Here is a 20,503-nt window from a genome sequence, read left to right on the forward strand (position 1 = left end):
CCCATGAACAGCCCCCTCACCTCGCCAGACACCGACACGCCCGAAGCACAGGGCGCGGTCATGCAAGCGCACATCGCGCGCCAACCCATCGTCGACCGCAAACAGCAGATCGTCGGCTACGAGTTGTTCGCGCGCGAAAGCGGCACGGCCGAACACGCGCCCACCGAGCACAGCGCCGAGAGCGATAGCGTGCTGCTGTTCAACGCCCTGTCCAACATCGGCGCCGAGAGGCTGTTCGGCGAAAAACTCGCCTTCATCAACTGCGTGGTCGAAGACCTCAAAGCCGAACATCTCGACATCGTTTTTCCAGATCGCATCGTGCTCGAAGTGCCGCGCATCTATGGCGACGACCCCACCGGCATCGCCGAGGTCGCCGCCCAGCTCAAACCGCTGCGCGAACGCGGGTTTCATCTTGCGGCCGGCCCCTTCTCCGCCGCCTCGCTGTATGCCGCCTGGCTGCCGCTTCTCAGCTACATCAAGGCGGATGTTCAGAGCCTTTCGGCCAACGTGGCCGTGGCCCTGCAGCGCAAGGCCGAAAGCCAGCGCAATGTGCGTCTGGTGGCCGAACGCGTGGAAACGCCCGAGCAGTTCAAGACCTATTTCGACGCCGGTTTTCACTTCTTTCAGGGCTATTACTTCGCCCGGCCGCAGACCATCAGCGCAAAAGTCATCAACCCGGCGCACGCCAATGTGCTGCAACTGATGAATCTGGTCATGCGGCAAGCCGAATTGAACGAAATCGAGCAGGTGCTCAAGCGCGACCCGGCGCTGTCCTTCAAGCTGCTGCGCTACATCAACTCCTCGGGTTTCGGGCTGATGTCCGAAGTCACCTCGTTCCGCCATGCCGCCGCCATTCTCGGCTACAAGAAGCTGTTCCGCTGGCTCGCACTGCTGCTCGCCACCGTGCCCGGCAATGCCGCTTCTCCGGCCATCGCGCGCACCGCCATCACCCGCGGCCGCATGATGGAGCTGTTGGCCAAGGGCACGCTCTCCGACGAAGATGCCGATAACGCCTTCGTGGTGGGCATCTTCTCCATGCTCGACGTCATGCTCGGCGTGCCGATGGAAAAGGCGCTGTCCGAAATCACCCTGTCCGAGCCCATCGTCATGGCCTTGAAAGACAACACCGGCATTTTCGGCAGCTATCTGCAGCTCACCCGCGCCGTCGAGCAACGCGATTTCGACAACATCGACTTCCTCGCCATGGCGCTGGGCATTCAGAGCTGGCGCGTCAGTTCCGTTCATCTGGCCGCGCTCGCCTGGGTGGAAGAGCTGGGCATCTGACAAGGCTCTCCATGAAAGAGGTCACCGCCAAATTGTTCCGCGAGGAATATCAGGTCAACTCCGAGCAGAAGGCCGATCATGTGCTGCACAAAATCATCGAGCGCCACGAGCCGCTGGCCGTGCTGCCGCATGATCGCGCCGAGGAATTCAGCTCGGCCCTGCTGGTGGTCAACCGTCCCAAGCACTGGCTGATCATCGATGAACTCACCCCCGACGGCGGCAACCGCCGACTGGAAAATGGCGCGCCGTTTTTCACCATCGGGCGGTATGAAGGCGTGTTCGTCGGCTTTCAGTCCAAGCTGATCGAGCGCATCGATTACGAGGGTTATGGCGCGCTGCGCATCGCCTACCCCGATCTCATCTATTACCTGCAGCGACGCAATTTTTTCCGCGTGACCGTCGCACCGGGCGATCTGAGTACGGTGGACCTTCAGCGCCGCGGCGCCAAACCGCTCTACGGCCAATGCCACGACCTGAGCGTCAACGGCATGCGTCTGCTGGTGCCCTCGGCACTCGACTACGCCTTGACCACGGGCGAATACATCCCCATGGTGCGCTTCAGTCTGGAAGATGTTGAGCTGGCGGTCGAAGCGGAGGTGCGTTTTGTCGGGGCATTGCGAGACACCAAAACCCGGCAGCCCATGCGCCCGCTCGGCATTCAGTTTCTGAACATGGCCCCGGCCTTCGAGCAGCGCCTGCAACAGTACGTGCAGCGGCGCGACCGCGAACTGCTGAGAGACGCTCGGCGCTGAACCGGTCGGCTGCCCGGCCGCCCTTGCTGCTAACCCGGCTACTGAGGATTCAGCACCAGCAGTCGCGACATCAGCCCTGGCGGCGCGAGCACTTCGGTCAGGGGCGCGAAAACACCATCGCCCTCCACCTCGGAAGCCTCGACGATGTGCTGTTCGAACTGCCCCAACTGCGCGTCAAACACCAAGGGCGCCTGTCCGTGTGCGCGCAGCGGCTGCCCACTCTGCGTGGGCAGAAGCACCATCACCATGGGCAGGGATTGCGCGTCGATCCGCGCATAGCGCAAACCAAAATGCGCGGCCGGCGCGAGCAAAAAGCTCACCCCCGCATCGTCGATCGACTGCAGCCACAAGAAGGGCCGCTCGGTTTGCACGCCGATGAGCGCAAAGCGCTGCAGGGTCTCGAATCCCGGCAGCGGCGACGACACCGTCCAGATTTGATGTTGCCCAACGGGAAGCAAGCCAAAGCGCGTGGCCACTTCCATGGCGTTGCTCGGCGCTGTGCCAACTTGCGCAAGCGCGCTCGTCGTAACGGATTCTGGCTGGGCTAGGCTCAACTCGACTCTCCATGAGGGGGCAGGTCAACCGGGGCGTCAACCGACCCAGAAACCCATTGCGCCAGAGACAGCCCTTGCGGCGCCACCGCAGCCTGGTTGCCTTGACTGATCTGGGCATAGAGTTCTTCGCGCAGAATGCGCAAGTCAAGCGGGCCCTCAATGCCGAGGCGAACCTTGCCGGGCGCGGACTGCAGCACGACCAGGCGGATGTTGTCCCCGATGCGGATGGCTTCACCGGGGCGGCGCGTCAGAATGAGCATGCATCGAGCCCGGCGGGTCGGTTGTCAGGCGCTGACTTGCAGGCGAACCGGGCCGCTGCCGGGTCGGCCCTGGCCGTGAGCGCCATAGAGATCGACGCCTTCAGCGTTGCCGCGCAAAATTTGCAAGGCCCCTTCGGTGCTGCGCATCAGCGCCGAGATCATGGCGCCGTTGCGCTGATTGCCCTCGGCGATGCTGCGCGCCAGGGTTTGGACCGCGCTCCACAAGGGGGGAGCGGATGTAGCGCCTGCTTCGGTCTGCGCGCCAAACTGCACGATGCGTTCGCGCTCCAGCGCGTCGATCTCGGCCAGCAGGCTGTTTTTACGCTCGGTCAGCGCGGGCAGCTGATCTGTGGCGGCGCGCAGCAGGCAGGCGTGCTCTTCAATCAGTAAGCGGTCGAAAGCCTGCAACTTGTCGAGTTGCAGGCGAAGCAGAGAATCGACCGACTGCGGCATGGCGGGGTCAGATCAGTTGGAAACAGGCTTGGTCGCGCCGATCAAGGCCTGGCTGTCCTGCAACAGACCACTGGCGATGCGCTGCGGATTGACCACGTATTGACCGCTGCGGATAGAGTTTTGCAGTTCGCTGATGCGCGCGTCGCTGGCCGGAGGCGTGGCGCCCTGCGTGCTGGCAAGGTTGAGCATTTGCCCTGCACCCGAGATGGAAACCTGTTCGGTGGCCGCCGCGCCCGCCGGATTAACCGCCGGATTGGCAACCGAGCCGACAACCGAGCCCGCGCGCCGCGAGGCCGCAGCCGAGCCGCTGGCGGCGGTCGAGGCGCTGGATAGGGGGGAATTCTGGATGGGAATCATGGTGGCATTCTCTCCTGTTGGAGTGCTCAACGTCACGCTTTTGCCGGACTTTAGGGCAAGTGTGACTTTTTTGGCAATTCCCGCCGAATGCCCCCCTTATCGCCCCAGTTCGGCGCGCACCAGCAGGTCGAGCTGCCGACGCATGTCTTGCTGCGCGCGGGCGAATGCCGGCGTCTCCAGCCCCTCGCTCAGGGCGCTGATGAGGCGCTGGTAGGCCAGGTGCAGCGGCCCGCCCTCCAGCCCCTCCACCTCGATGTAATGGTGCAACGCGGTGGCGGCGCGTGCCGCGAGCGGCAGCGCGTCGGGCCAGGGCGTCATATAGGCCAGCCGCTGCTCCCACAACAGATGAGCCGCGTAGATGCCCAGGGCCGTGCGGGGATGATCGCGGTTGATCGTCAGATGAAATCCGCGCACCCAGTCCACCACCGCGTCGGCGGGCATGGGGCGAGCCAGCCCGTAGCCCTGCCCGGCGTCGGCCTGCAGAATGATGGCCGCCTCCACCAGCCCGGCCGACTCCAGCCCTTCGACCACGACGGTGCTGCCCAGATCGTGCGCCAGCCGGGTGAGATGCTGGATGAAATCGAGCGCCCGGCGCGGCGCCTTGCCCAGCCCGCCCAGCAGGCCCTGGTCGATCTTCACCTCGTCGAACGGAAAGCTGTCGAGCCGCAGCAGCGAGCTGTAGCCTGAGCCGAGATCGTCTTCGGCCAGACGCACGCCGGTGGCACGAAACCGCGCCAAGAGCGCGTCGCGCCGCTCCGAAATGTCGAGATCGCTGCTTTCCAGCAATTCCAGGGTGAGGCGGCGCGGATCGAGCGCATGGCTGCGCAGCAGTTGCTCCGCCCGCTCCACATAACGCGGATCGCTCAGCGCCACGGGTGGCATGTTCACCGACACATCGAGATCGATACCCTGCTGCGCCCAGCGCTGCCGGGCATGCAAGGCCTGCTCCAGGCCCAGACTGAACAAGCGCCACATATCGAGCGCGCCCAGCACAGGCAGAAACTCACCCGGCGCGATCAGCTCGCCGCCATCGCGCCGCTGCAGCCGCGCGAGCGCCTCGAATTTCTCGGGCCGACCCGTCTTGAGGTTGACCACGGGCTGATACCGCATCTGCAGGCCCGAATGATCGAGCAGATCGACATAGAATTGCCGCCGCGCGTAAGGCACCACGCCCGAAGGACTGTGCGCATAACGGGCAAACGCCAAGCCCAGCACCTTTTGCAGATGCTCGACGAACACCCGGCGCGTCGAACTGGTGAAAAAGCCGGGATAGCTGCTGTAAAGATCCATCAGCGCAATGGGCTGGCCTGAGGCGTCGAGAATGGGAATGGACACGGCGCTGCGCACTCCCAGCTCGTCCGCCACATCCTTCCAGGGCAGGATCGCCGGATCGCAGGCATACGACGCGGTGTATTGCACCTCGCGGCTGCGCCAGGCGCGGCCCGAGACGCCCAAGCCTTCCGCCGCATCGCCGCGCACCGTGGTGAACGCGGCTTCGCCCGAGTCGATGCGGTCGAGGTAGAGCGACTTGAAGCGGCTGCCGAAGGCGTGTTCGAACTGCACCACGCCTGCCGCATCGGGCCGCCCAATCGTGCCCGCCAGCACACCCTCGATGTTTTCCAGCGCGCCGAGCACGGCGCGCAACAGATCGCTGAGGGTGTGCGCCGTGAGAATGGCCGCGTCGATGCGAACCAGCGCCGCGTCGAACTGCCGGACGATGTCTTCATGCCCCTCGATCTGCCACTGCAACTCATCCTGCAGTCGGGTGATGAAGTAGCGCAGCAAAGCCGCCCGCTCCGACGGCTCGACCCACGCCGCAAAGTGACCGATCAGCAAGCGGGTGTATAGCCCGTAAGCCTCGACCAGCCACGACGCATCGAGCCCGATGAGCGCGTGCACTCGCCCCACATGCCGCGCCACCCGCACCGAAGCTTCGCTGCTGCCGACAAACAGACTGCGCAGATGGCGCTCCTGGTTGCTGCGCAGGCGCGAAAACTCGGTCTCCGACAACAACTTGAGCACGCGCGAAAACCGGGTCTGCTTGAGCAGCTCGTCGTAGAACTGCCGGATGAAAGCCTCGACCACCCCATTGAGATCGGGCTGCACTGCCGCCAGCAGCGCACGCAAGGCCGCCTGCTGCTCGGCGGGCGCTGGCGGCTCGGCTGAGATATTCAATTTTTCAAACATGGGGCGCCATGCTATTGATCGATGCCAAGGGCAGGCAAGCGAAACATTCGATCCTGTTGACCTGAAACAAGTCCGCCTCGATTTCCATTGCCGCGCCGCCAAAGCGATTCAAGTTCCCGCCCCGCGTGCCGTTACTTCAAACGCAAGACAAAACCATTACGAGGCCCACCTTGAAATTCCTGGTTGTTGACGACTTTCCCACCATGCGCCGCATCGTGCGCGGCCTGCTGATGCAGACCGGCTATGTGACCGGCAATATCGACGAGGCGGAAAACGGCGAAGAAGCCTGGCGTCGGCTGCAGGCCGGCGGTATCGAGTTCGTCGTCACCGACTGGAATATGCCGGTGATGCAGGGCATCGACCTGCTCAAACACATCCGCGCCAGCGACAACCCCGCCATCCGCAGCCTGCCGGTGCTCATGGTCACGGCCGAAGCCAAGAAAGAAAACATCATCGCCGCCGCGCAGGCGGGGGTGAACGGCTACATCGTCAAGCCCTTCACCGCACAGACGCTCAAAGAAAAGCTCGACGCCATCATGGCGCGCCTCAACGCGGCGGCGGGAGCGGCCCAATGAGTCTCGACCACGCCGCCACCGCGCAGACGCCGCAGCCCGCGGCCGCTTCCAGCGCCCTGCACAAGCTCACCGAGGCCGACGCCCTGTTGCATGAAGGCGTGCGCCGCATCATGGCAGCCTCCAGCGATCTGCCCGAGGCCAGCCATCCGCTCGAAGAAGCGCTGCGCCTGACCGAAACCCAGGCCATGTCCACGCTCGAAGCGGTGGAAAACGGTTTCACCGAAATCGCCGCCATCCGCGCCACGCATGGCGGTTTCATCGACGAGCGCCTCGACCGCCTGGAACAACAGTTCCACACCATTCTCGCCAGCCAGCAGGGGCAGGATCTCGCCGGGCAGCGGTTGAAAAAAACCATCCATCTGCTGCAGGCGGTGGAGCAGCGCATCCGTGCCGCCGTCGAGCAACTCGGCCCGTACCTTCAACCCGCGGCCACTCCCGAGGCTTCGGCCCCGGCGGCCGACAGCGCCGCGCCGCTCAACGGAGTTCCCACCTACGCCGGACCCTCCTTTGCCCAGGATGACGTGGACGCCCTGCTGCGCGACCTCGGCATCTGAAACCTTCCGCCCCACCATCATGGACAACGACATCCTGCTGGAATTTCTCGCCGAATCGCGCGAGCTGCTGAGCCAGGCCCAAGACCAGTTACTGCGGCTGGAATCCCAGCCCGACGACAGCGAAGCGCTCAGCGCCATCTTCCGCGCCTTCCACACCCTCAAGGGCGGCGCCGGTTTTCTCGAAGCGCAGAACATGGTGGACTGGTGCCACCACCTCGAAGACCTGTTCGACAAAATGCGCAGCGGCAAGCTGCGCGCCACCGCGCCGATGATCGACGCCATCCTGCGTGCCACCGACGTCATCACCTCCATGCTCGACGGCATGGCTCGCGGCGAAAATCCCCCCCCCGGCCCGGCCGCATTGGGCGCAGACATCCAGGCTTTCGCCCGCGGCGAAACGCCCGCGCTGCCTGAAGTGGCCAAGGATGCAACCAATAAAGCGGCCAAGTCGCCTCCCCCCGCCGAGGTCGTGCGCGAAGGCCTCTGGGTCACGCAGACCGAACGCGACAGCGGCAGCACCGGGCTGTTTGCCGAACGCCGCACCGCCGACGCCGAGCCCACTTCCCCCGCCTCCGCAAACGGCGACTCCATCACCCAAGACGAATTCGAGCGCGTGCTCGACGACCTCTATGGCGCAGGCCAGGCGCCGGGCGCGGCACCTGCTGGCGCCGTTGCGACACCGGCCAGCCATACCGCTGACGAGATCACCCAGGACGAATTCGAGCGCGTGCTCGACCAGATTCACGGCGCAGGTCACGCCCCAGGCCAGGCCAGCGCGCCAGCGCCCGAAGTTGCGCAAAAATCCGAGCAAAAAGCCGCGCAAAAAACCGAGCCCGCCGCACCAGCGGCACGCTCGGCCAACGGCAGCGCCACCGAAGAAACCTCCATCCGCGTCGATTCCACCCGCCTCGACCAGGCGATGAACCAGGTCGGCGAACTCGTGCTGCTGCGCAACCGACTCAGCGCCGCCGTGGCCCGCATGGCGCAGGAAGACGAAGCCCTGGCCCGGCTGGCGCGCGAAACCGATCTCGCCGTCAACGACCTGCAAAACACCGTCATGCGCCTGCGCATGCAGCCGTGCAAACGCCTGTTCCAAAGCCTGCCCCGGGTGGTGCGCGACGCCTCGCGCAGCCTGGGTAAAAAGGTGCGGCTGGACATCGAGGGCGAAGACGTGGAAATCGACAAGACCGTGGTCGATGCGCTCTCCGGCCCGCTCATTCACCTGGTGCGCAACGCGCTCGACCACGGCATCGAAGAGCCTGAGGTACGCCGTCAGGCCGGCAAGCCCGAGGAGGCCGTGCTGCGCGTGCTCGCCCGCCATCTCGGCGACAAGGTGCAGATTCAGGTGGGCGACGATGGTCGCGGCATGAATGCACAAAAAATCATGCAGCACGCCATTTCCAAAGGCGTCATTACCGCGCAGGAAGCCGCGCGACTGTCTGAGCGCGAGATGCTCGAACTCATCTTTCTGCCCGGCTTCTCCACCAAAGAGCAGGTCAGCGAACTCTCCGGCCGCGGCGTCGGCATGGATGTGGTGCGCTCCACCGTCGCCTCGCTGCGCGGCCGCATCGACATCGACACCACGCTGGGCAAGGGCAGCACCCTCACGCTGGAGTTGCCGCTCACCATGGCCGTGCTGCCGGTGCTGTATTTCCGCCTGCGGCGGGAAACCTACGCCCTGCCGGTGGCGGCCATAGAAAACCTGCTCGCCATCGACCCCGAGCAGGTGCACTCCATCTCCGGTCGGCTGATGGTGCAGGTCGATGGCAACCGCGTCGTGCCCTACATCGATCTCGGCCAACTGCTGCAAGACCGCCCGATCGAGCTGCTCAAAGACCAGAGCGAAGGCATTCTCATCGAGCAGGGGCTGCTGGTGGTTTCCGAGGCCATGGGCACCGAAGACTCGGTGGTCAAACCGCTGGACATCTCCACCAACGACACCCTCTACCAAGGCGCCACCATCTCGGGCAACGGCGAGGTGGTGCTCATTCTCGACGGCGCCGCGCTGGCCCGGGTGCAACGCAAGAGCTGACCCATCATGGACGACCAATCTCTCGACACCCTGCGCCGCGACTTCATCGCCGTGGCTGATGCCACCTACGCCTTTCAGGGGGCTCTGAAAAAACGCCTGCGCGAAATCGACCGCAAAGCGCTCAACGCCCAGGTGCTGGTCAAGCGCCACGGCAAGGAACTCGCCGGCTACGGCGTGGTGGCGCAGGCTTTCCGCGAAGGCGCGCAGGCCATGCAGACCTCCGCCGAACAGGTGCAAAAGCTCATCAACCCGTTGATGCTGCACTTCATGGAAACCCTGCGCGATGCGCAGCAGATGGAAAGTCTGCGCAACATTCACAACGCCGCCACCGCGCATTGCCCCTCACTGGCCGAGCGCATGCGCCAGCACGCCGACATGCAGGATCGCCACGCCGCTGGCAGCCGCCGCGCCGGTCTGGCGCTCAACTCGGCGCTCGACCGCTTTCAGTCCGTCATAGCCGAGCTCGACTATGTGGTGGTCAATGGCCGCATCGAAGCGGCGTTGAAAGGCACGGTCAGCGCGCCGCTGGCGCAGGTTTCGCTGGAAATGGATCGGTCTGTGAGCGGCGTGCAGGAATTGCTGCGCACCTATCGCGAACAAATTGAAAGGATCATCGAATGAAATCGCTGCAATTTTTCAGCCAGGGTAACCACCACTGGAACATCATCTACGACCAGGACGAGCGCCGCGTCATCGACTCCAACGTCTACGCCTTGAGCGTGGACGACCAAACCCTCATCCTCGATCCGGGCGGATTCGAGATCTTCCCGCAGGTGTTCAGCGCCCTGGTCGAAGTGGCCCCTCCCGGCTCGCTCAAAGCCGCCTTCGTCAGCCATCAAGACCCCGACATCGCCTCCAGCCTGCCGCTGTGGAACGCCTGCAGCCCGACCATCGCCTGGTATGTGCCCAAGCTGTGGAGCGGCTTCATCCGCCATTACGGCGCGCTCGACGCCGATCTGCGCGACATTCCCGATGAAGGCGGCGAAATGACTCTGGGCTCCGCCCGGCTGCAGTTCGTCCCTGCGCATTACCTGCACTCTTCGGCGAACTTCCACGTCTATGACGCCTTCGCCAAAGTGCTGTTCTGCGGCGATGTGGGCGCGGCGCTGCTGCCCGCCGGTCATGCGCCCTTCGTCGATCGCCGCAACATCGAATCACCCGCCGCGTTCGACGAGCACATCAAGTCCGCCGAGTATTTCCATAAACGCTGGATGCCGTCGATGGCCGCCAAGCGTAATTGGTGCGAGCGTGTCTCGAAAATGGACATCGATTTTCTCGCCCCGCAGCATGGCGCCATTTATACCGGCCAGAACGTCAAGCGCTTCATTGACTGGTTCGACGCGCTCAAGGTCGGCTCGGCCATCGAGTAAGCCCGCCCCCCATCTCACCCTAATCTCTCTCGTCACCATCATGGACGCCACCGCCCTCCACTATCTGCAACAAGCTCTGGAACCGCTCGACAGCCTGGAAATGCTGGCCGAGGCCGACGCCGCCATGGAAAACCCCGTGTTCTACATGAACCGCACCGCGCGCGAAACCATGGAGCGGTTTCACACCACTCTCAACGGAGCCCTGCGCGGCGCCGACGTGCGCAACGCCCTGCACCATTCCATTCACCAGTTCCACAAAGACCCGGAGCGCATCCGCGCCATCCTGCGGCGTCTGGCCGACGGCAGCCTGGACAAGCATGTGCAGGAGATGGCCGTGGGCAAAGTGGTGTTCTCGCTGGTGTTCGTTGCGGTGCGCAATCCGGAAGGCCAGGTCATCGCCTTTCACGCCAGCTGGCGTGATGTGTCGCATCTCAAAGACGTCAGCGCTGTGAGCGACCGGCTCAAGGAAGTGGTCAGCACCCTCAACGGCGCGGCCGGAGACATCGGCCAGTCCATGACCTCGGTGGATACCGCCATTGGCAATGTGGGCCGCGCCATCAACGGCAACGGCGCCGCAGTCGCGCACCTGCAAGAACAGGTCAACGCCATCAGCGCCATCGTGCGCAATATCCGCGAAATCTCTTACCAGACCAATCTGCTCGCGCTCAACGCCGCCATCGAGGCCGCCAGAGCCGGCGAGCATGGCCGCGGCTTTGCCGTGGTCGCCGACGAAGTGCGCAATCTGGCGCGCCGGGTACAGGTCGCCACCGCCGAGGTGGAGGAAAACACCACCGCCATCGGGCAGCAGGCCCACGACATCGCCACCACCAGCGCCAATTCGGGCAAGGAGCTCGATCTGGTGCAGTCGGTCGTGGTGCGCATGAACAATCAGGTCAGCAATATGCAGACCAGCGCCACGCGCATGATGCTGCAGTCGTCGCAGGAAGATCACAAAGACTTTGTCAATCACATTCTGGCCGAAGCCTCGAAAGACAAACAGGCCCAGCTGCCCACGGAAGTCACCGACCACCACAACTGCCGCCTGGGCAAGTGGTATGACAGCCAGGGCGTGGCGACTTTTGGCGGCCTCTCCGCCTTCCGCGCGCTCGAAGCGCCGCATGCGCAGATTCACGCCACCGCGAAGCAACTGCTCGAAGCGGTGCACGGCGGTCAGCGCGATCAGGTGGCGCGCTTATCCAGCTCACTCAGCGATCAAGAAGATCTGATCATCGACCGCCTGCAAGCGCTCAGCGATGCCATCGAGAGCCAGAGCAAGGTCGGCTGAAGCCCTGCCCGACCCGACAACCGGAGACAGTCAGTGGAACCCGACAGCCCCGACATGGCAACCATCGTGGATGCGGACGCATCCTCCCCCTCCCAACCTCCCCCACTGAGTGGAGGAGGAGGCAACCAGGCTCCCTCTCCACAGGGTGGGGATGGTTGGGGTGGGGAGGGTGGCCGTGAGAAAAAACAAACGTCAGTCAACACCGGAGCTCAAGTCCCCCCCGGCGGGCTGCTTGAGCGCGTGCGCGAAGACCGCGAACGGGTGCTGCAAGCCGTGCTCGATTTGCTCAGCGGCAAGGGCGAAGCCGCGCTGCGCGACATCGATCTGATCGACGCCGACGATTGGGCGCGCAAGCTCGGCGGCGTGCGGCAGATGTTGCTGCACGGCGTGGACGCGCTGCGCACCACCACCCAGTCGCTCGCGTTCGCAGAAAGCCGCACCGCCGGTTTCGATCACGACATCCACGGCCTGTCGCAGCGGGTGGGCGATATGGCGGCGCGGCTGCAAGGCGCAGCCCTGCAAACCCACACCGCGCAAACCCAGCTCGACGATTTGCGCAGCCGGGTCGACGCCACCACTGAATCGGTCGAGCACAGTGAAAAATCCATTTCCACCACGCTTGAAGAAGTGGCCGATGTGTCGCGTTTCATTTCCAACACCGAAGCCAAGCTCACCGGCTTTGTCGATGCCGTGCGCTCAGTCGAGACGCTCACTGCGGGCATCAGCGAAATCGCCTCGCAGACCAATCTGCTGGCGCTCAACGCCGCCATCGAGGCCGCCAGAGCTGGCGAACACGGGCGCGGCTTTGCCGTGGTCGCCGACGAGGTGCGCAATCTGGCGCGCAAAACCGCCCGCATCACCCATGAAATCGAAGACCTCACCCACAATCTGCGCGACCAGTCGTCCGATGTCGGGGTGGATATGGCTCGCTCGGTGCAACGGGTGCAGCGTGTCGGCGCCTTGGTCACCAACACCGGCGAAACGCTGGTTGAGGTCAAGAGCATGCTCGGCAAGGTACGCACCGTCACGACCGAGCAGACCGCTCTGATGCGCCAACTGGTCAGCGACGCCGACCGCCAGCGCCTGGATGCCGAACAGGCCGCCGAGCTGATGCAACTGCTGGTCAAGCGCTTCGAGGCCATGATGACCCTCATCCGCACCTCACGCGAACAGCTCAAGACCGGCGTCACCGCAGTGTCGAAGTGGCTTGACCCCGCCGTCACCCTGCGCGTCTCGCTGGCCATGCACTACCAGTGGATCGGCCAGTTGCTCACCGCGGCGCAGAAGCAAGAGAAGATCGACATGGATGTGTCGAACTTCCACGGCTGCTTCTTCGGCAAGTGGTACTACGGCGCGGGGGCCAGCTACTTTGGCAGCGACGCGGGCTTTGTCGGCGTCGATTCCGTTCACGAGGACGTGCACCGCACCGGCCAGGCACTGGTCGAAGCCATCCGCACCGACAACACCGCCCGCACCACCGAGCTGGCCACCCGGCTGGAAGCCTTGAGCGACACCATCACCGACCGTCTGGAAGCGCTGATGCGCCAGATTCCCTGATTCATTCATTGCAGCCCACAGGACCCCACCATGAATTCCAACGTCTTGCAAGAAGTCGACGAGCGTTCCAACCTCGCTGGCACCAATAAATTCGAACTGCTGCTGTTTCGCCTTGGCGAAGAGCCGCAATCGTCGCGGCGCGAGCTGTTCGGCATCAATGTGTTCAAGGTGCGCGAGGCGCTGGTGATGCCCCAGGTCACCGTCATGCCCGGTGCACCCAAGCATGTGCTGGGCGTGGCCAATATCCGCGGGCAGATCATCCCCGTCATCGACCTGCCGGCCGTGGTCGGCTGCGTGCCCAAGACCGGGCTGAACATTCTGGTGGTCACCGAGTACGAGCGCTCGGTGCAGGGTTTCGCGGTGGAAGAGGTTGAAGAAATCGTGCGGCTGGAATGGAGCAAGGTGCTGTCGGCCGAGGCCAATGCCGTAGGCGGCATGGTCACCAGCATCGCCCGCCTGGAAGACGATCAGACCACCCGGCTGGCGCTGGTGCTCGATGTGGAAAAGGTGCTGCGCGACGTGCTGCCCTCACGCGTGCATGAGGTGAAAGACACCCACAATATGGGCCCGGCGCTGGGGCTGAAGCCCGGCGCGGTCATTCTCACGGCTGACGACTCCTATGTGGCCCGTGCGCAGATCGAGAAGGCCTTGCAGGCACTGCACGCGCCCTTCGTCAGCACCAAAACCGGCAAGGAAGCCTGGGAGCGCCTGCAAACCCTGGCGAACGAGGCGCGCGCCGAGGGCAAGCGCATCGAAGACAAGGTGCAACTCGTGCTCACCGACCTGGAAATGCCCGAGATGGACGGCTTCACCCTCACCCGCCACATCAAGCAGGACGAGCGCTTCAAGAACATTCCGGTGGTCATCCACTCCTCGCTGTCGGGCTCGGCCAATGAGGACCATGCCCGCAGCGTGGGCGCCGATGCCTATGTGGCGAAGTTCGTCGCCGACGAATTGGCGCAGACCATTCGCAAGGCGATTGCCGCGCACGCCTGAACGCCATCATTTTTTCATTCAAGCGGATTGACCGATGGATACCACGCCCACCCCATCCCCAGCAGAAACCAGCAGCAGCTCCCCGGCGGAATTTCTGCAGCACTTGCTCACCCAGCGCCCGGTGGACCTGCGGCAAGCGGCGCCCCAAGGCTGCGGCGTGGGCCTGGACGAATTCCTCGCCCTGGTCACGCATCTGGTCGATACCACCACGCACAACGCCACCGGGGTGGCCTACGGCATTGCGCGCATCAGCTTCGAAGCGCGCACCGCTACGCAGGACGCGCAAAGGCATGCGAAGGAGCAGACCGAGCGCATCGGCGCCATGGGCGAAAGCCTGGAAACCTTCATCCGCGGCATCGTCGGGGTGCAGGGCCAGACCGAGGCGTTGCGGGCCGATTCGCAAAGTATCACCCTGCTCAGCACGCGCGGCGCGCGCGAGGCGCATGAGGCCAATGCGGTGTTCGAGCAACTGGCGCAGACCACGAGCCAGAACCAGACCGAAATTCAGGCGCTCGGCAAAGGCTTTGCGCAAGTCACCGCGGTCACGCAGGTCATCAAGGACATCGCGCAAAAAACCAGCCTGCTGGCGCTCAACGCCAATATCGAAGCCGCCCGCGTGGGCGAGGCTGGACGCGGCTTTGCCGTGGTGGCCGAAGAAATCCGCAAGCTGGCGATGAACACGCAGCAATCGGTGCAGAGCATCGCCACCTTCGCCGCCGAAGTCAGCCGCAGCCTGCAGGTGGTCACGCAATCGACCAGGCAGTTCGCCGCGCAGATGGACAACGGCAAAGCGCTGGCCACAGCCATGTCGGCCAATTTCCAGGACATCGCCCGCAACATTGAGGCGATGAATTCCGGCGTGAACAAGGTTTACACCCAACTCGGTCACGAGGTGGACGCCGTGCGCACCATTAGCGGCCAGTTCGCCGCACTGTCCAGCACGGTACAGGCCAGCGCCAACCAGACCATTGCCACCAGTGAGCGCATCGCCGACGAAGTGCAGCAGTCGCTCAACGCCAGCCAGACCTTGTTCGAAGCGGCCACGCAATTCGTCACCGCCTCGAAAACCAGCCAGGTGATGCGCGACCTCGACGCCGTTTGCAAAGAGATCGAGACCGCACTCGCTCAGGCGCTGGCCAGCGGCGCGCTCACCGAGCAGGCGCTGTGGGACGAACAGTACGAGCCGGTGCCCGGAACCAAGCCGCAGAAATTCCGCACCCGCTTCACCGAGTTCATCAAAAGCCGCATCCAGCCCATCGAGGACGCCTGGCTGGGCAAGAGCGAGCAATACCGCTTTGCGCTGCTGGTGGACCGCAACGGCTACGCCGCGGCGCACAACAGCGTGTTCGATCGCCCGCTGACTGGCGACTACGCCACCGATCTGGCGGGTAACCGCTCCATGCGACTGTTCAACGATCCGGTGGGTCTGGCCGCCGCGCAAAACACCAATCCCTATCTGCTGCAGGTCTATGCCCGCGATACCGGCGAGATCATGCAGGAGCTGTCGCGCCCGGTGAGCGTGGGCGGCCGTCATTGGGGCGCCGTGCGGCTGGCGTTCGTTTGAAGTCTGTCATCTGACCCTTCCTGCGCTTTGTCATTTTTTACACCGTTGCCGATCATTCCGCAGACAGTCTGGATGATGCCTGCCCGCGAGGTGTTGTAATGCCGGGCTGTATTTTTCGATTCATGGCATGCCTCACAACATCCGTTTCCAGACCGACCGACGCCGCATCCTGATTGCGGTGCTCATTGCCAATTTATTGCTGGCTGCGGCCGTTGGCGTGGTGCTCTGGGTGAGCTGGGATCGCAACCGCAACGGCATCGAGCAGATTCTGCAAAGCGAGGCCGCGTTCTGGGCCGACGCGATGAATCAGCGCTACGACCAGCTTCAGGCCACTTGCACCGTGGCGCAGCGGCAGCTTCACGACAACCCCGATCTGCTGCAGCAGCCGGGGCCGTGGCTGAGCGAAATGAACGCGCTGATGCCTTTCATCGACGGCGTTTCCCTGGTCGCGCCGACCGGCGATGTGCTGGCGCTTGCACCGAGTCGCGCAATCCCGCCGCAGGCGCGTGCGGCCATTTCCGCGTCGCCGGGGTTTGCTCAGACCTTGTCCACACCGGGGCGGATTCGCATTGGGCTGCCGCAGCCCGATCCGCTGGCACCAGAGCAGCGCATCACCCCGGCCCGCTGCGCGCTGACCTTGCACAAAGGCGCGCCTCGTCCCGAGGTCATGCTGATTTTCGACGTGGGCCTGCAGCGAGCGCTGCAAAATCTGCAGCACACTTTGTCGAGTTTCAACGGCAAGGGCCGCTGGGTGCCGGCGGTGGGCCTGTTGCGCAGTGACGGCTATTTACTCGCGCGGCTGCCTGCGCCGCTGCCGCAAATCCAGCCCTCGCTCAAGAATGCACCCGCGCGCGGGGTGCTCGCACGCGAAATTGCCGCGCATCCCGAGCAAACGCACGGGGTTTTCCTCGGGCCGGTGCAGGCGGCGGGCGGCGCTCAGCTCCTGGGCGCGTGGCAACGCCTGGGGGCGCATTCGGTCGTCGCCTTCACCAGCCTGCCGGCCAGCGCGCTCACCGCGCTGTGGTGGCGTCAGACCTGGCCGATGCTGACGGGCTGGGCGATGTTGCTGCTGATGCAACTGCTCGGCGGCTTGCTGATCAACCGCAGTCTGGAGCGCCAGCACCGGCTGGCGCAGATCAATGCCGCATTGGCGCAGGCCAGCCAGGTCGTGGCCGAAGCCCCGGATGAGGCCACGCTGTTCCAGCACATTTGCGACATCAGCGCCGACGCCGGAGGCATGCAACTGGTCTGGATCGGTCAGCCCGATGTCGGCGGGCAGGCCAAGGTGCTCGCTGCCGCTGGAAAGACCGCCTATCTCGACGGAATGCCGCTGTCCATCCATGCCGATCAGATCAGCGGCCAGGGGCCGTTTGGCAAGGTTTGGCGCGACGCTGCGCCCCTTTATGTGCAAGGCAAAGACTCCGCCCAACTGCTGGTGCCGTGGGCGGGGCGCATGAAGCAGTTCGGCCTGCGCACCATGGCCGCCTTGCCGGTGCTGCGGCAGGACCGGCTCTACGCGGTGTTCAGCATTTACCGCGACAGCCGCGCGCGCATCACCCGAGACCAACGCAATCTGCTCGAAGAACTCGCGCGCAGCCTGGGCCGCGGACTCGATCGTCTGCAACTGGCCGAGGCCGAACGCAAAGAGCGCGAGAGCCGCCAGCGCCAGCAGGAACTGGTGCGCGGAGTGATGGCGCAGATCGACATTTTGATCAGCGCGCGCAACGACGCCGAAGTGCTGGAGAGCGCCTGCACCCGCCTGCTCGAAACCGGCTTGTTCGCCGCCGTATGGGTCGCCCAGCCCGATGTGCACGAGCGCGTGCGCCCGCTCGCTGCCGGGGGGAATGCGCTGGACACGCTGTCCGCCCAATCGCCGCCGCTCTTGGTCAGCTCCACCCAAACCCACGCCCTGGCCCGCGCCTGGCACACCTCGGAAGAATCGCAAGAGACCGACCCGCACTCGCCCCTGCTGCAACCCTGGGCCGAGTACGCCCTGCCGGGCTGGCAACCGCTTGCCCTGGCCTTGCCGCTGCGCCGCAACGGCGGGCGCTGGGCGGCGCTGGTGCTGGTGCTGTTCAACGGCGACGATCTGGACGAAGGCCTGCACGGCCTGTTGCGCCGGGTGGGCAAACTGATCGAGCAGGCGCTGGGCGAAATCGACCTCAAGGCCGATCTGGAAGCCGAGCAGGCGCAGCAACGCCACCTCGCCCGCCACGACGCCCTGACCGGCCTGCCCAACCGCCTCGCCCTCGAACACCACCTGCCGCTGGCCATGGCCCGGGCCCGCCGCCACAAAAATTTGCTGGTCGTGGGCGTGATGGATCTCGATGATTTCAAGCCGGTCAACGACACCCACGGCCACGCCGCGGGCGACCAGCTTCTGCGTCAATTGGGCGAGCGCCTCAGGGCCGCCGTGCGCGAGACCGATCTGGTCGCGCGGCTGGGCGGCGACGAGTTCGTGCTGGTGCTCGAAGGCGTGGCGCAGGCCAGCGATCTGCCCATCGTGCTCGACCGCATTCACGGCGCCGTCGAAACGCCGTTCGACCTCGGCGACGGCGTGCTGGCCAAGGTGGGCATGAGCCTGGGCGTGACGCTTTACCCGGCCGACGAGGCGCAGGCCGAGGTGCTGCTGCGCCACGCCGATGCCGCGCTTTACGCCAGCAAGGCGCACAAGGCCGACCGCACCAGTTGGTGGCAGGTCTGGGGCGATGGCCTGGAGCAGGCCGCCGACAAACCCGCCGACTTGCCCATTCATGTCGATCCCTACGGCGAAACCGCCCACCGCCTGCTCGGCCTGATTGGCGAGCTGCTGGAGCGCAACGCCGAGGCCTTCGTCGAGCGCTTCTATTCCACCCTGGGCCAAGACCCGGAATCGGCCGCGCTGCTCGCCGCCCTCTCTGCGGAGGAGGCCGCCCATTTGCGCAGCCGGCAGCATGCCCGCTTGCTGCAAATCCTTCGCCCTGATCTATCGGCCGAAACCCATCAGGAACAAGCGCGGCACACCGGCGCGATTCACGCGCTGGTGGGAGTCAGCACCGGGGCGCTGGTCAACAGTTTTGGCTGGTATCTGCAAAGCCTGCACAACTTGCTGGGCGAAGCCCCGGTACGCAGCGCCGATCGCGCCCTGCTGGCTCAGGTCACCACCGCGCGCATGCAGCGCGAGCTGCAATGGCAAAGCGATGGGGCGCAGGCGCAGCGCGAGCAATATCAGCAGATGCTGTTCGGGCTGGAGCAGATGCAGCCCGAACTGACCCAATGGGCCGATCTGGCTCACACCGTGCTCGAATCAGTCACCGCCCTGCCCGGCATGGCGGCCACGGTGATCTACAAGCCCGACGCGCAGGGGCACTTCATCCCCGAGTTCACCGCGGGGGCGTTTGACGAATACTGGCAGGCGCTCGATGCGGTGGCCATGGCCAATCTCGACATCGACCCGCATAGCCCCTTCGGCCTCACCCCGCACCCGCGCTGCTGGCGCAGCGAGCAGATCGAAACCAACGCCAGCTATGTCACCGATCCGCGCATGGCGCCCTGGCGTGCGGTGGCGCACAGCGTCGGCGTGCGCAGTTCGGCCGCGGTGCCGGTGAAAGACAGCCGCGGTCGCATGCTCGCCGTCATGGGTCTGTACGGACGTTACCCCGGCCAGTTCGAAACGCAGAGCATGCACAGCTTCCTGCGCGGCATCGAACAACTCTTCGAACGCGGGCTTTACGGCCTGATGACCCGGCGCGAATCCGCCCCCATGCCCCTGCAGGACCGCCGCGCCTGGCGCCACCGCCTGTTCAGCGGCGGTCTGGAAATGCACTATCAGCCCCTGGTCGATCTGCACACGGGTGAGCCCACCGCCATGGAAGCGCTGGCCCGGTTGCGGCTCGAAGACGGGCGGCTGATCGGCCCCGGCCAGTTCCTGCCCTCGTTTGGCGCCTCCGAGCTCACCCGCCTGTTCACCCTCGGGCTGGAGCAGGCGCTGAACCAGCTAGCCCAATGGGATGCCGCGGGTCAGCGCCTCGATCTTTCCATCAACCTGCCGCTCGAAGTCTTGCTCATGCCCGAATGCGCCCGCTGGGTGGCCGACGCGCTGCGTGCCCGGCACATCGCGCCTGATCGGCTGCGGCTGGAAATTCTGGAAGACGCCGACTTCCAGAACGACGCCGAGCGCGACCGCGCGGTGCGCAGCCTGGCCGCCACCGGCGCGCGGCTGGTGATGGACGATCTGGGCAGCGGCTACAGCAGTCTGCTACGGCTGCGCACCCTACCCTTCCACACGGTGAAAATCGACCAGGGCCTGGTGCGGCAGATTCCCTCCGAAGCGCAAACCGAGGCAGACGGCATGATCGGCTTCATCGGCGCCCTGGTCCACATGACCCAGGCGCTCGGCCTAAAAGTGGTGGTCGAAGGCCTGGAAACCCCGGCGCTGGTGGAGGTGGCTGCGGTATTGGGCGCTGATTATGGTCAGGGTTACGCCCTGGCGCGGCCGATGGCCGCGGCCGACGTGCCCGCCTGGCTGCAAACCTTCCGCTGGCTCACCCAGGCCTCGTCACCCCAAACCCGCCTGGGCCAGCGCGCGCAGCAATGGGTGCGGGAAAATGCGGAACGCAACCGGGCCGACTGAAGTCGGCCCGCCCGCGCCAGAATGGCCGCTTGAAAAAATCGCCCAAAGCCGTCGAAAATCCGTCTTAATTTGTACGGCACATTGCCGTATTATTGAGCTAGAGGACAAATT

17 protein-coding genes and 1 pseudogene are annotated in these 20,503 nt (G+C 64.8%); 13 read left to right on the plus strand and 5 right to left on the minus strand.

The window, feature by feature from the left end; translation table 11 throughout:
- Positions 1–3: 3 nt before the first annotated feature.
- Both B3H47_RS13005 and B3H47_RS13010 read left to right on the plus strand, forming a co-directional pair.
- A complete protein-coding gene (locus B3H47_RS13005) occupies positions 4–1,284 on the plus strand; it encodes an EAL and HDOD domain-containing protein (RefSeq protein WP_286987440.1) in 1,281 nt (426 codons plus the stop codon).
- Positions 1,285–1,295: 11 nt separating this feature from the next.
- Complete coding sequence (locus tag B3H47_RS13010; RefSeq protein ID WP_156052835.1) at positions 1,296–2,036, plus strand: flagellar brake protein; 741 nt, start codon at positions 1,296–1,298, stop codon at positions 2,034–2,036.
- 38 nt (positions 2,037–2,074) lie between these two features.
- Here the strand turns inward: B3H47_RS13010 and fliW are convergent, their stop codons facing one another.
- The 5 genes from fliW to B3H47_RS13035 form a co-directional block, all read right to left on the minus strand.
- On the minus strand, positions 2,075–2,518 hold the full coding sequence (fliW, locus tag B3H47_RS13015; RefSeq protein ID WP_286987442.1) for a flagellar assembly protein FliW: 444 nt from the start codon (positions 2,516–2,518) through the stop codon (positions 2,075–2,077).
- A gap of 68 nt (positions 2,519–2,586) precedes the next feature.
- A complete protein-coding gene (locus B3H47_RS13020; RefSeq protein ID WP_013105524.1) occupies positions 2,587–2,850 on the minus strand; it encodes a carbon storage regulator in 264 nt (87 codons plus the stop codon).
- A 24-nt stretch (positions 2,851–2,874) separates the two neighbouring features.
- Positions 2,875–3,303: a flagella synthesis protein FlgN gene (locus tag B3H47_RS13025; protein ID WP_286987444.1), complete on the minus strand. Its 429-nt coding sequence runs from the start codon at positions 3,301–3,303 to the stop codon at positions 2,875–2,877.
- A gap of 12 nt (positions 3,304–3,315) precedes the next feature.
- Entirely contained in the window at positions 3,316–3,660 is a 345-nt protein-coding gene (gene flgM / locus B3H47_RS13030) for a flagellar biosynthesis anti-sigma factor FlgM (protein ID WP_286987446.1), read from the minus strand.
- 96 nt (positions 3,661–3,756) lie between these two features.
- Entirely contained in the window at positions 3,757–5,847 is a 2,091-nt protein-coding gene (locus tag B3H47_RS13035; RefSeq protein WP_286987448.1) for an EAL domain-containing protein, read from the minus strand.
- Between the two features lie 155 nt (positions 5,848–6,002).
- On the opposite strand from B3H47_RS13035, the gene B3H47_RS13040 reads away from it, so the two are divergent.
- The 11 genes and pseudogenes from B3H47_RS13040 (at position 6,003) to B3H47_RS13085 (ending at position 20,392) form a co-directional block, all read left to right on the plus strand.
- On the plus strand, positions 6,003–6,422 hold the full coding sequence (locus B3H47_RS13040; protein ID WP_041608586.1) for a chemotaxis response regulator CheY: 420 nt from the start codon (positions 6,003–6,005) through the stop codon (positions 6,420–6,422).
- A complete protein-coding gene (locus B3H47_RS13045) occupies positions 6,419–6,976 on the plus strand; it encodes a protein phosphatase CheZ (protein ID WP_286987449.1) in 558 nt (185 codons plus the stop codon). Before B3H47_RS13040 ends, B3H47_RS13045 begins: the two co-directional genes overlap by 4 nt.
- A 19-nt stretch (positions 6,977–6,995) precedes the next feature.
- Positions 6,996–9,008, plus strand: coding sequence for a chemotaxis protein CheA (locus tag B3H47_RS13050; protein WP_286987451.1), 2,013 nt, complete (start codon positions 6,996–6,998; stop codon positions 9,006–9,008).
- 6 nt (positions 9,009–9,014) lie between these two features.
- Positions 9,015–9,629 carry a chemotaxis protein gene (locus tag B3H47_RS13055; RefSeq protein ID WP_286987452.1) on the plus strand — a complete coding sequence of 205 codons (615 nt, stop codon included), beginning with the start codon at positions 9,015–9,017 and terminating at the stop codon, positions 9,627–9,629.
- Entirely contained in the window at positions 9,626–10,378 is a 753-nt protein-coding gene (locus B3H47_RS13060) for an MBL fold metallo-hydrolase (RefSeq protein WP_286987454.1), read from the plus strand. Before B3H47_RS13055 ends, B3H47_RS13060 begins: the two co-directional genes overlap by 4 nt.
- Before the next feature lie 514 nt (positions 10,379–10,892).
- Positions 10,893–11,237: pseudogene (locus B3H47_RS15345) on the plus strand (methyl-accepting chemotaxis protein); the annotation flags it as partial.
- 66 nt (positions 11,238–11,303) lie between these two features.
- The gene (locus tag B3H47_RS15350) at positions 11,304–11,663 is read left to right on the plus strand and encodes a CZB domain-containing protein (RefSeq protein WP_414718245.1); all 360 of its coding nucleotides are present in this window, start codon (positions 11,304–11,306) and stop codon (positions 11,661–11,663) included.
- A gap of 240 nt (positions 11,664–11,903) precedes the next feature.
- The gene (locus B3H47_RS13070; protein WP_286987458.1) at positions 11,904–13,220 is read left to right on the plus strand and encodes a methyl-accepting chemotaxis protein; all 1,317 of its coding nucleotides are present in this window, start codon (positions 11,904–11,906) and stop codon (positions 13,218–13,220) included.
- Between the two features lie 30 nt (positions 13,221–13,250).
- Complete coding sequence (locus B3H47_RS13075; RefSeq protein ID WP_013105512.1) at positions 13,251–14,216, plus strand: chemotaxis protein; 966 nt, start codon at positions 13,251–13,253, stop codon at positions 14,214–14,216.
- A 34-nt stretch (positions 14,217–14,250) separates the two neighbouring features.
- Positions 14,251–15,780, plus strand: a complete 1,530-nt coding sequence (locus B3H47_RS13080; protein WP_286987460.1) for a methyl-accepting chemotaxis protein — start codon at positions 14,251–14,253, stop codon at positions 15,778–15,780.
- A 127-nt stretch (positions 15,781–15,907) separates the two neighbouring features.
- Positions 15,908–20,392, plus strand: coding sequence for an EAL domain-containing protein (locus B3H47_RS13085; RefSeq protein ID WP_286987462.1), 4,485 nt, complete (start codon positions 15,908–15,910; stop codon positions 20,390–20,392).
- The last annotated feature ends 111 nt before the right edge of the window (positions 20,393–20,503 follow it).

It is taken from the genome of Thiomonas sp. UBA7699, from assembly GCF_002482605.1.
GTDB classification, from domain to species: domain Bacteria; phylum Pseudomonadota; class Gammaproteobacteria; order Burkholderiales; family Burkholderiaceae_C; genus Thiomonas; species Thiomonas arsenitoxydans.

Excerpts from the sequence above, each read along its gene's own strand:
- B3H47_RS13080 (WP_286987460.1), top strand. The coding sequence starts at position 14,251 with ATGGATACCACGCCCACCCCATCCCCAGCAGAAACCAGCAGCAGCTCC.
- B3H47_RS13050 (WP_286987451.1), top strand. The coding sequence starts at position 6,996 with ATGGACAACGACATCCTGCTGGAATTTCTCGCCGAATCGCGCGAGCTG.
- B3H47_RS13085 (WP_286987462.1), top strand. The coding sequence starts at position 15,908 with ATGCCTCACAACATCCGTTTCCAGACCGACCGACGCCGCATCCTGATT.
- B3H47_RS13060 (WP_286987454.1), top strand. The coding sequence starts at position 9,626 with ATGAAATCGCTGCAATTTTTCAGCCAGGGTAACCACCACTGGAACATC.
- B3H47_RS13005 (WP_286987440.1), top strand. The coding sequence starts at position 4 with ATGAACAGCCCCCTCACCTCGCCAGACACCGACACGCCCGAAGCACAG.
- B3H47_RS13010 (WP_156052835.1), top strand. The coding sequence starts at position 1,296 with ATGAAAGAGGTCACCGCCAAATTGTTCCGCGAGGAATATCAGGTCAAC.
- B3H47_RS13020 (WP_013105524.1), bottom strand. The coding sequence starts at position 2,850 with ATGCTCATTCTGACGCGCCGCCCCGGTGAAGCCATCCGCATCGGGGAC.
- flgM (WP_286987446.1), bottom strand. The coding sequence starts at position 3,660 with ATGATTCCCATCCAGAATTCCCCCCTATCCAGCGCCTCGACCGCCGCC.
- B3H47_RS13035 (WP_286987448.1), bottom strand. The coding sequence starts at position 5,847 with ATGTTTGAAAAATTGAATATCTCAGCCGAGCCGCCAGCGCCCGCCGAG.
- B3H47_RS13055 (WP_286987452.1), top strand. The coding sequence starts at position 9,015 with ATGGACGACCAATCTCTCGACACCCTGCGCCGCGACTTCATCGCCGTG.
- B3H47_RS13025 (WP_286987444.1), bottom strand. The coding sequence starts at position 3,303 with ATGCCGCAGTCGGTCGATTCTCTGCTTCGCCTGCAACTCGACAAGTTG.
- B3H47_RS13045 (WP_286987449.1), top strand. The coding sequence starts at position 6,419 with ATGAGTCTCGACCACGCCGCCACCGCGCAGACGCCGCAGCCCGCGGCC.
- B3H47_RS13075 (WP_013105512.1), top strand. The coding sequence starts at position 13,251 with ATGAATTCCAACGTCTTGCAAGAAGTCGACGAGCGTTCCAACCTCGCT.
- fliW (WP_286987442.1), bottom strand. The coding sequence starts at position 2,518 with ATGGAAGTGGCCACGCGCTTTGGCTTGCTTCCCGTTGGGCAACATCAA.
- B3H47_RS15350 (WP_414718245.1), top strand. The coding sequence starts at position 11,304 with ATGCTGCAGTCGTCGCAGGAAGATCACAAAGACTTTGTCAATCACATT.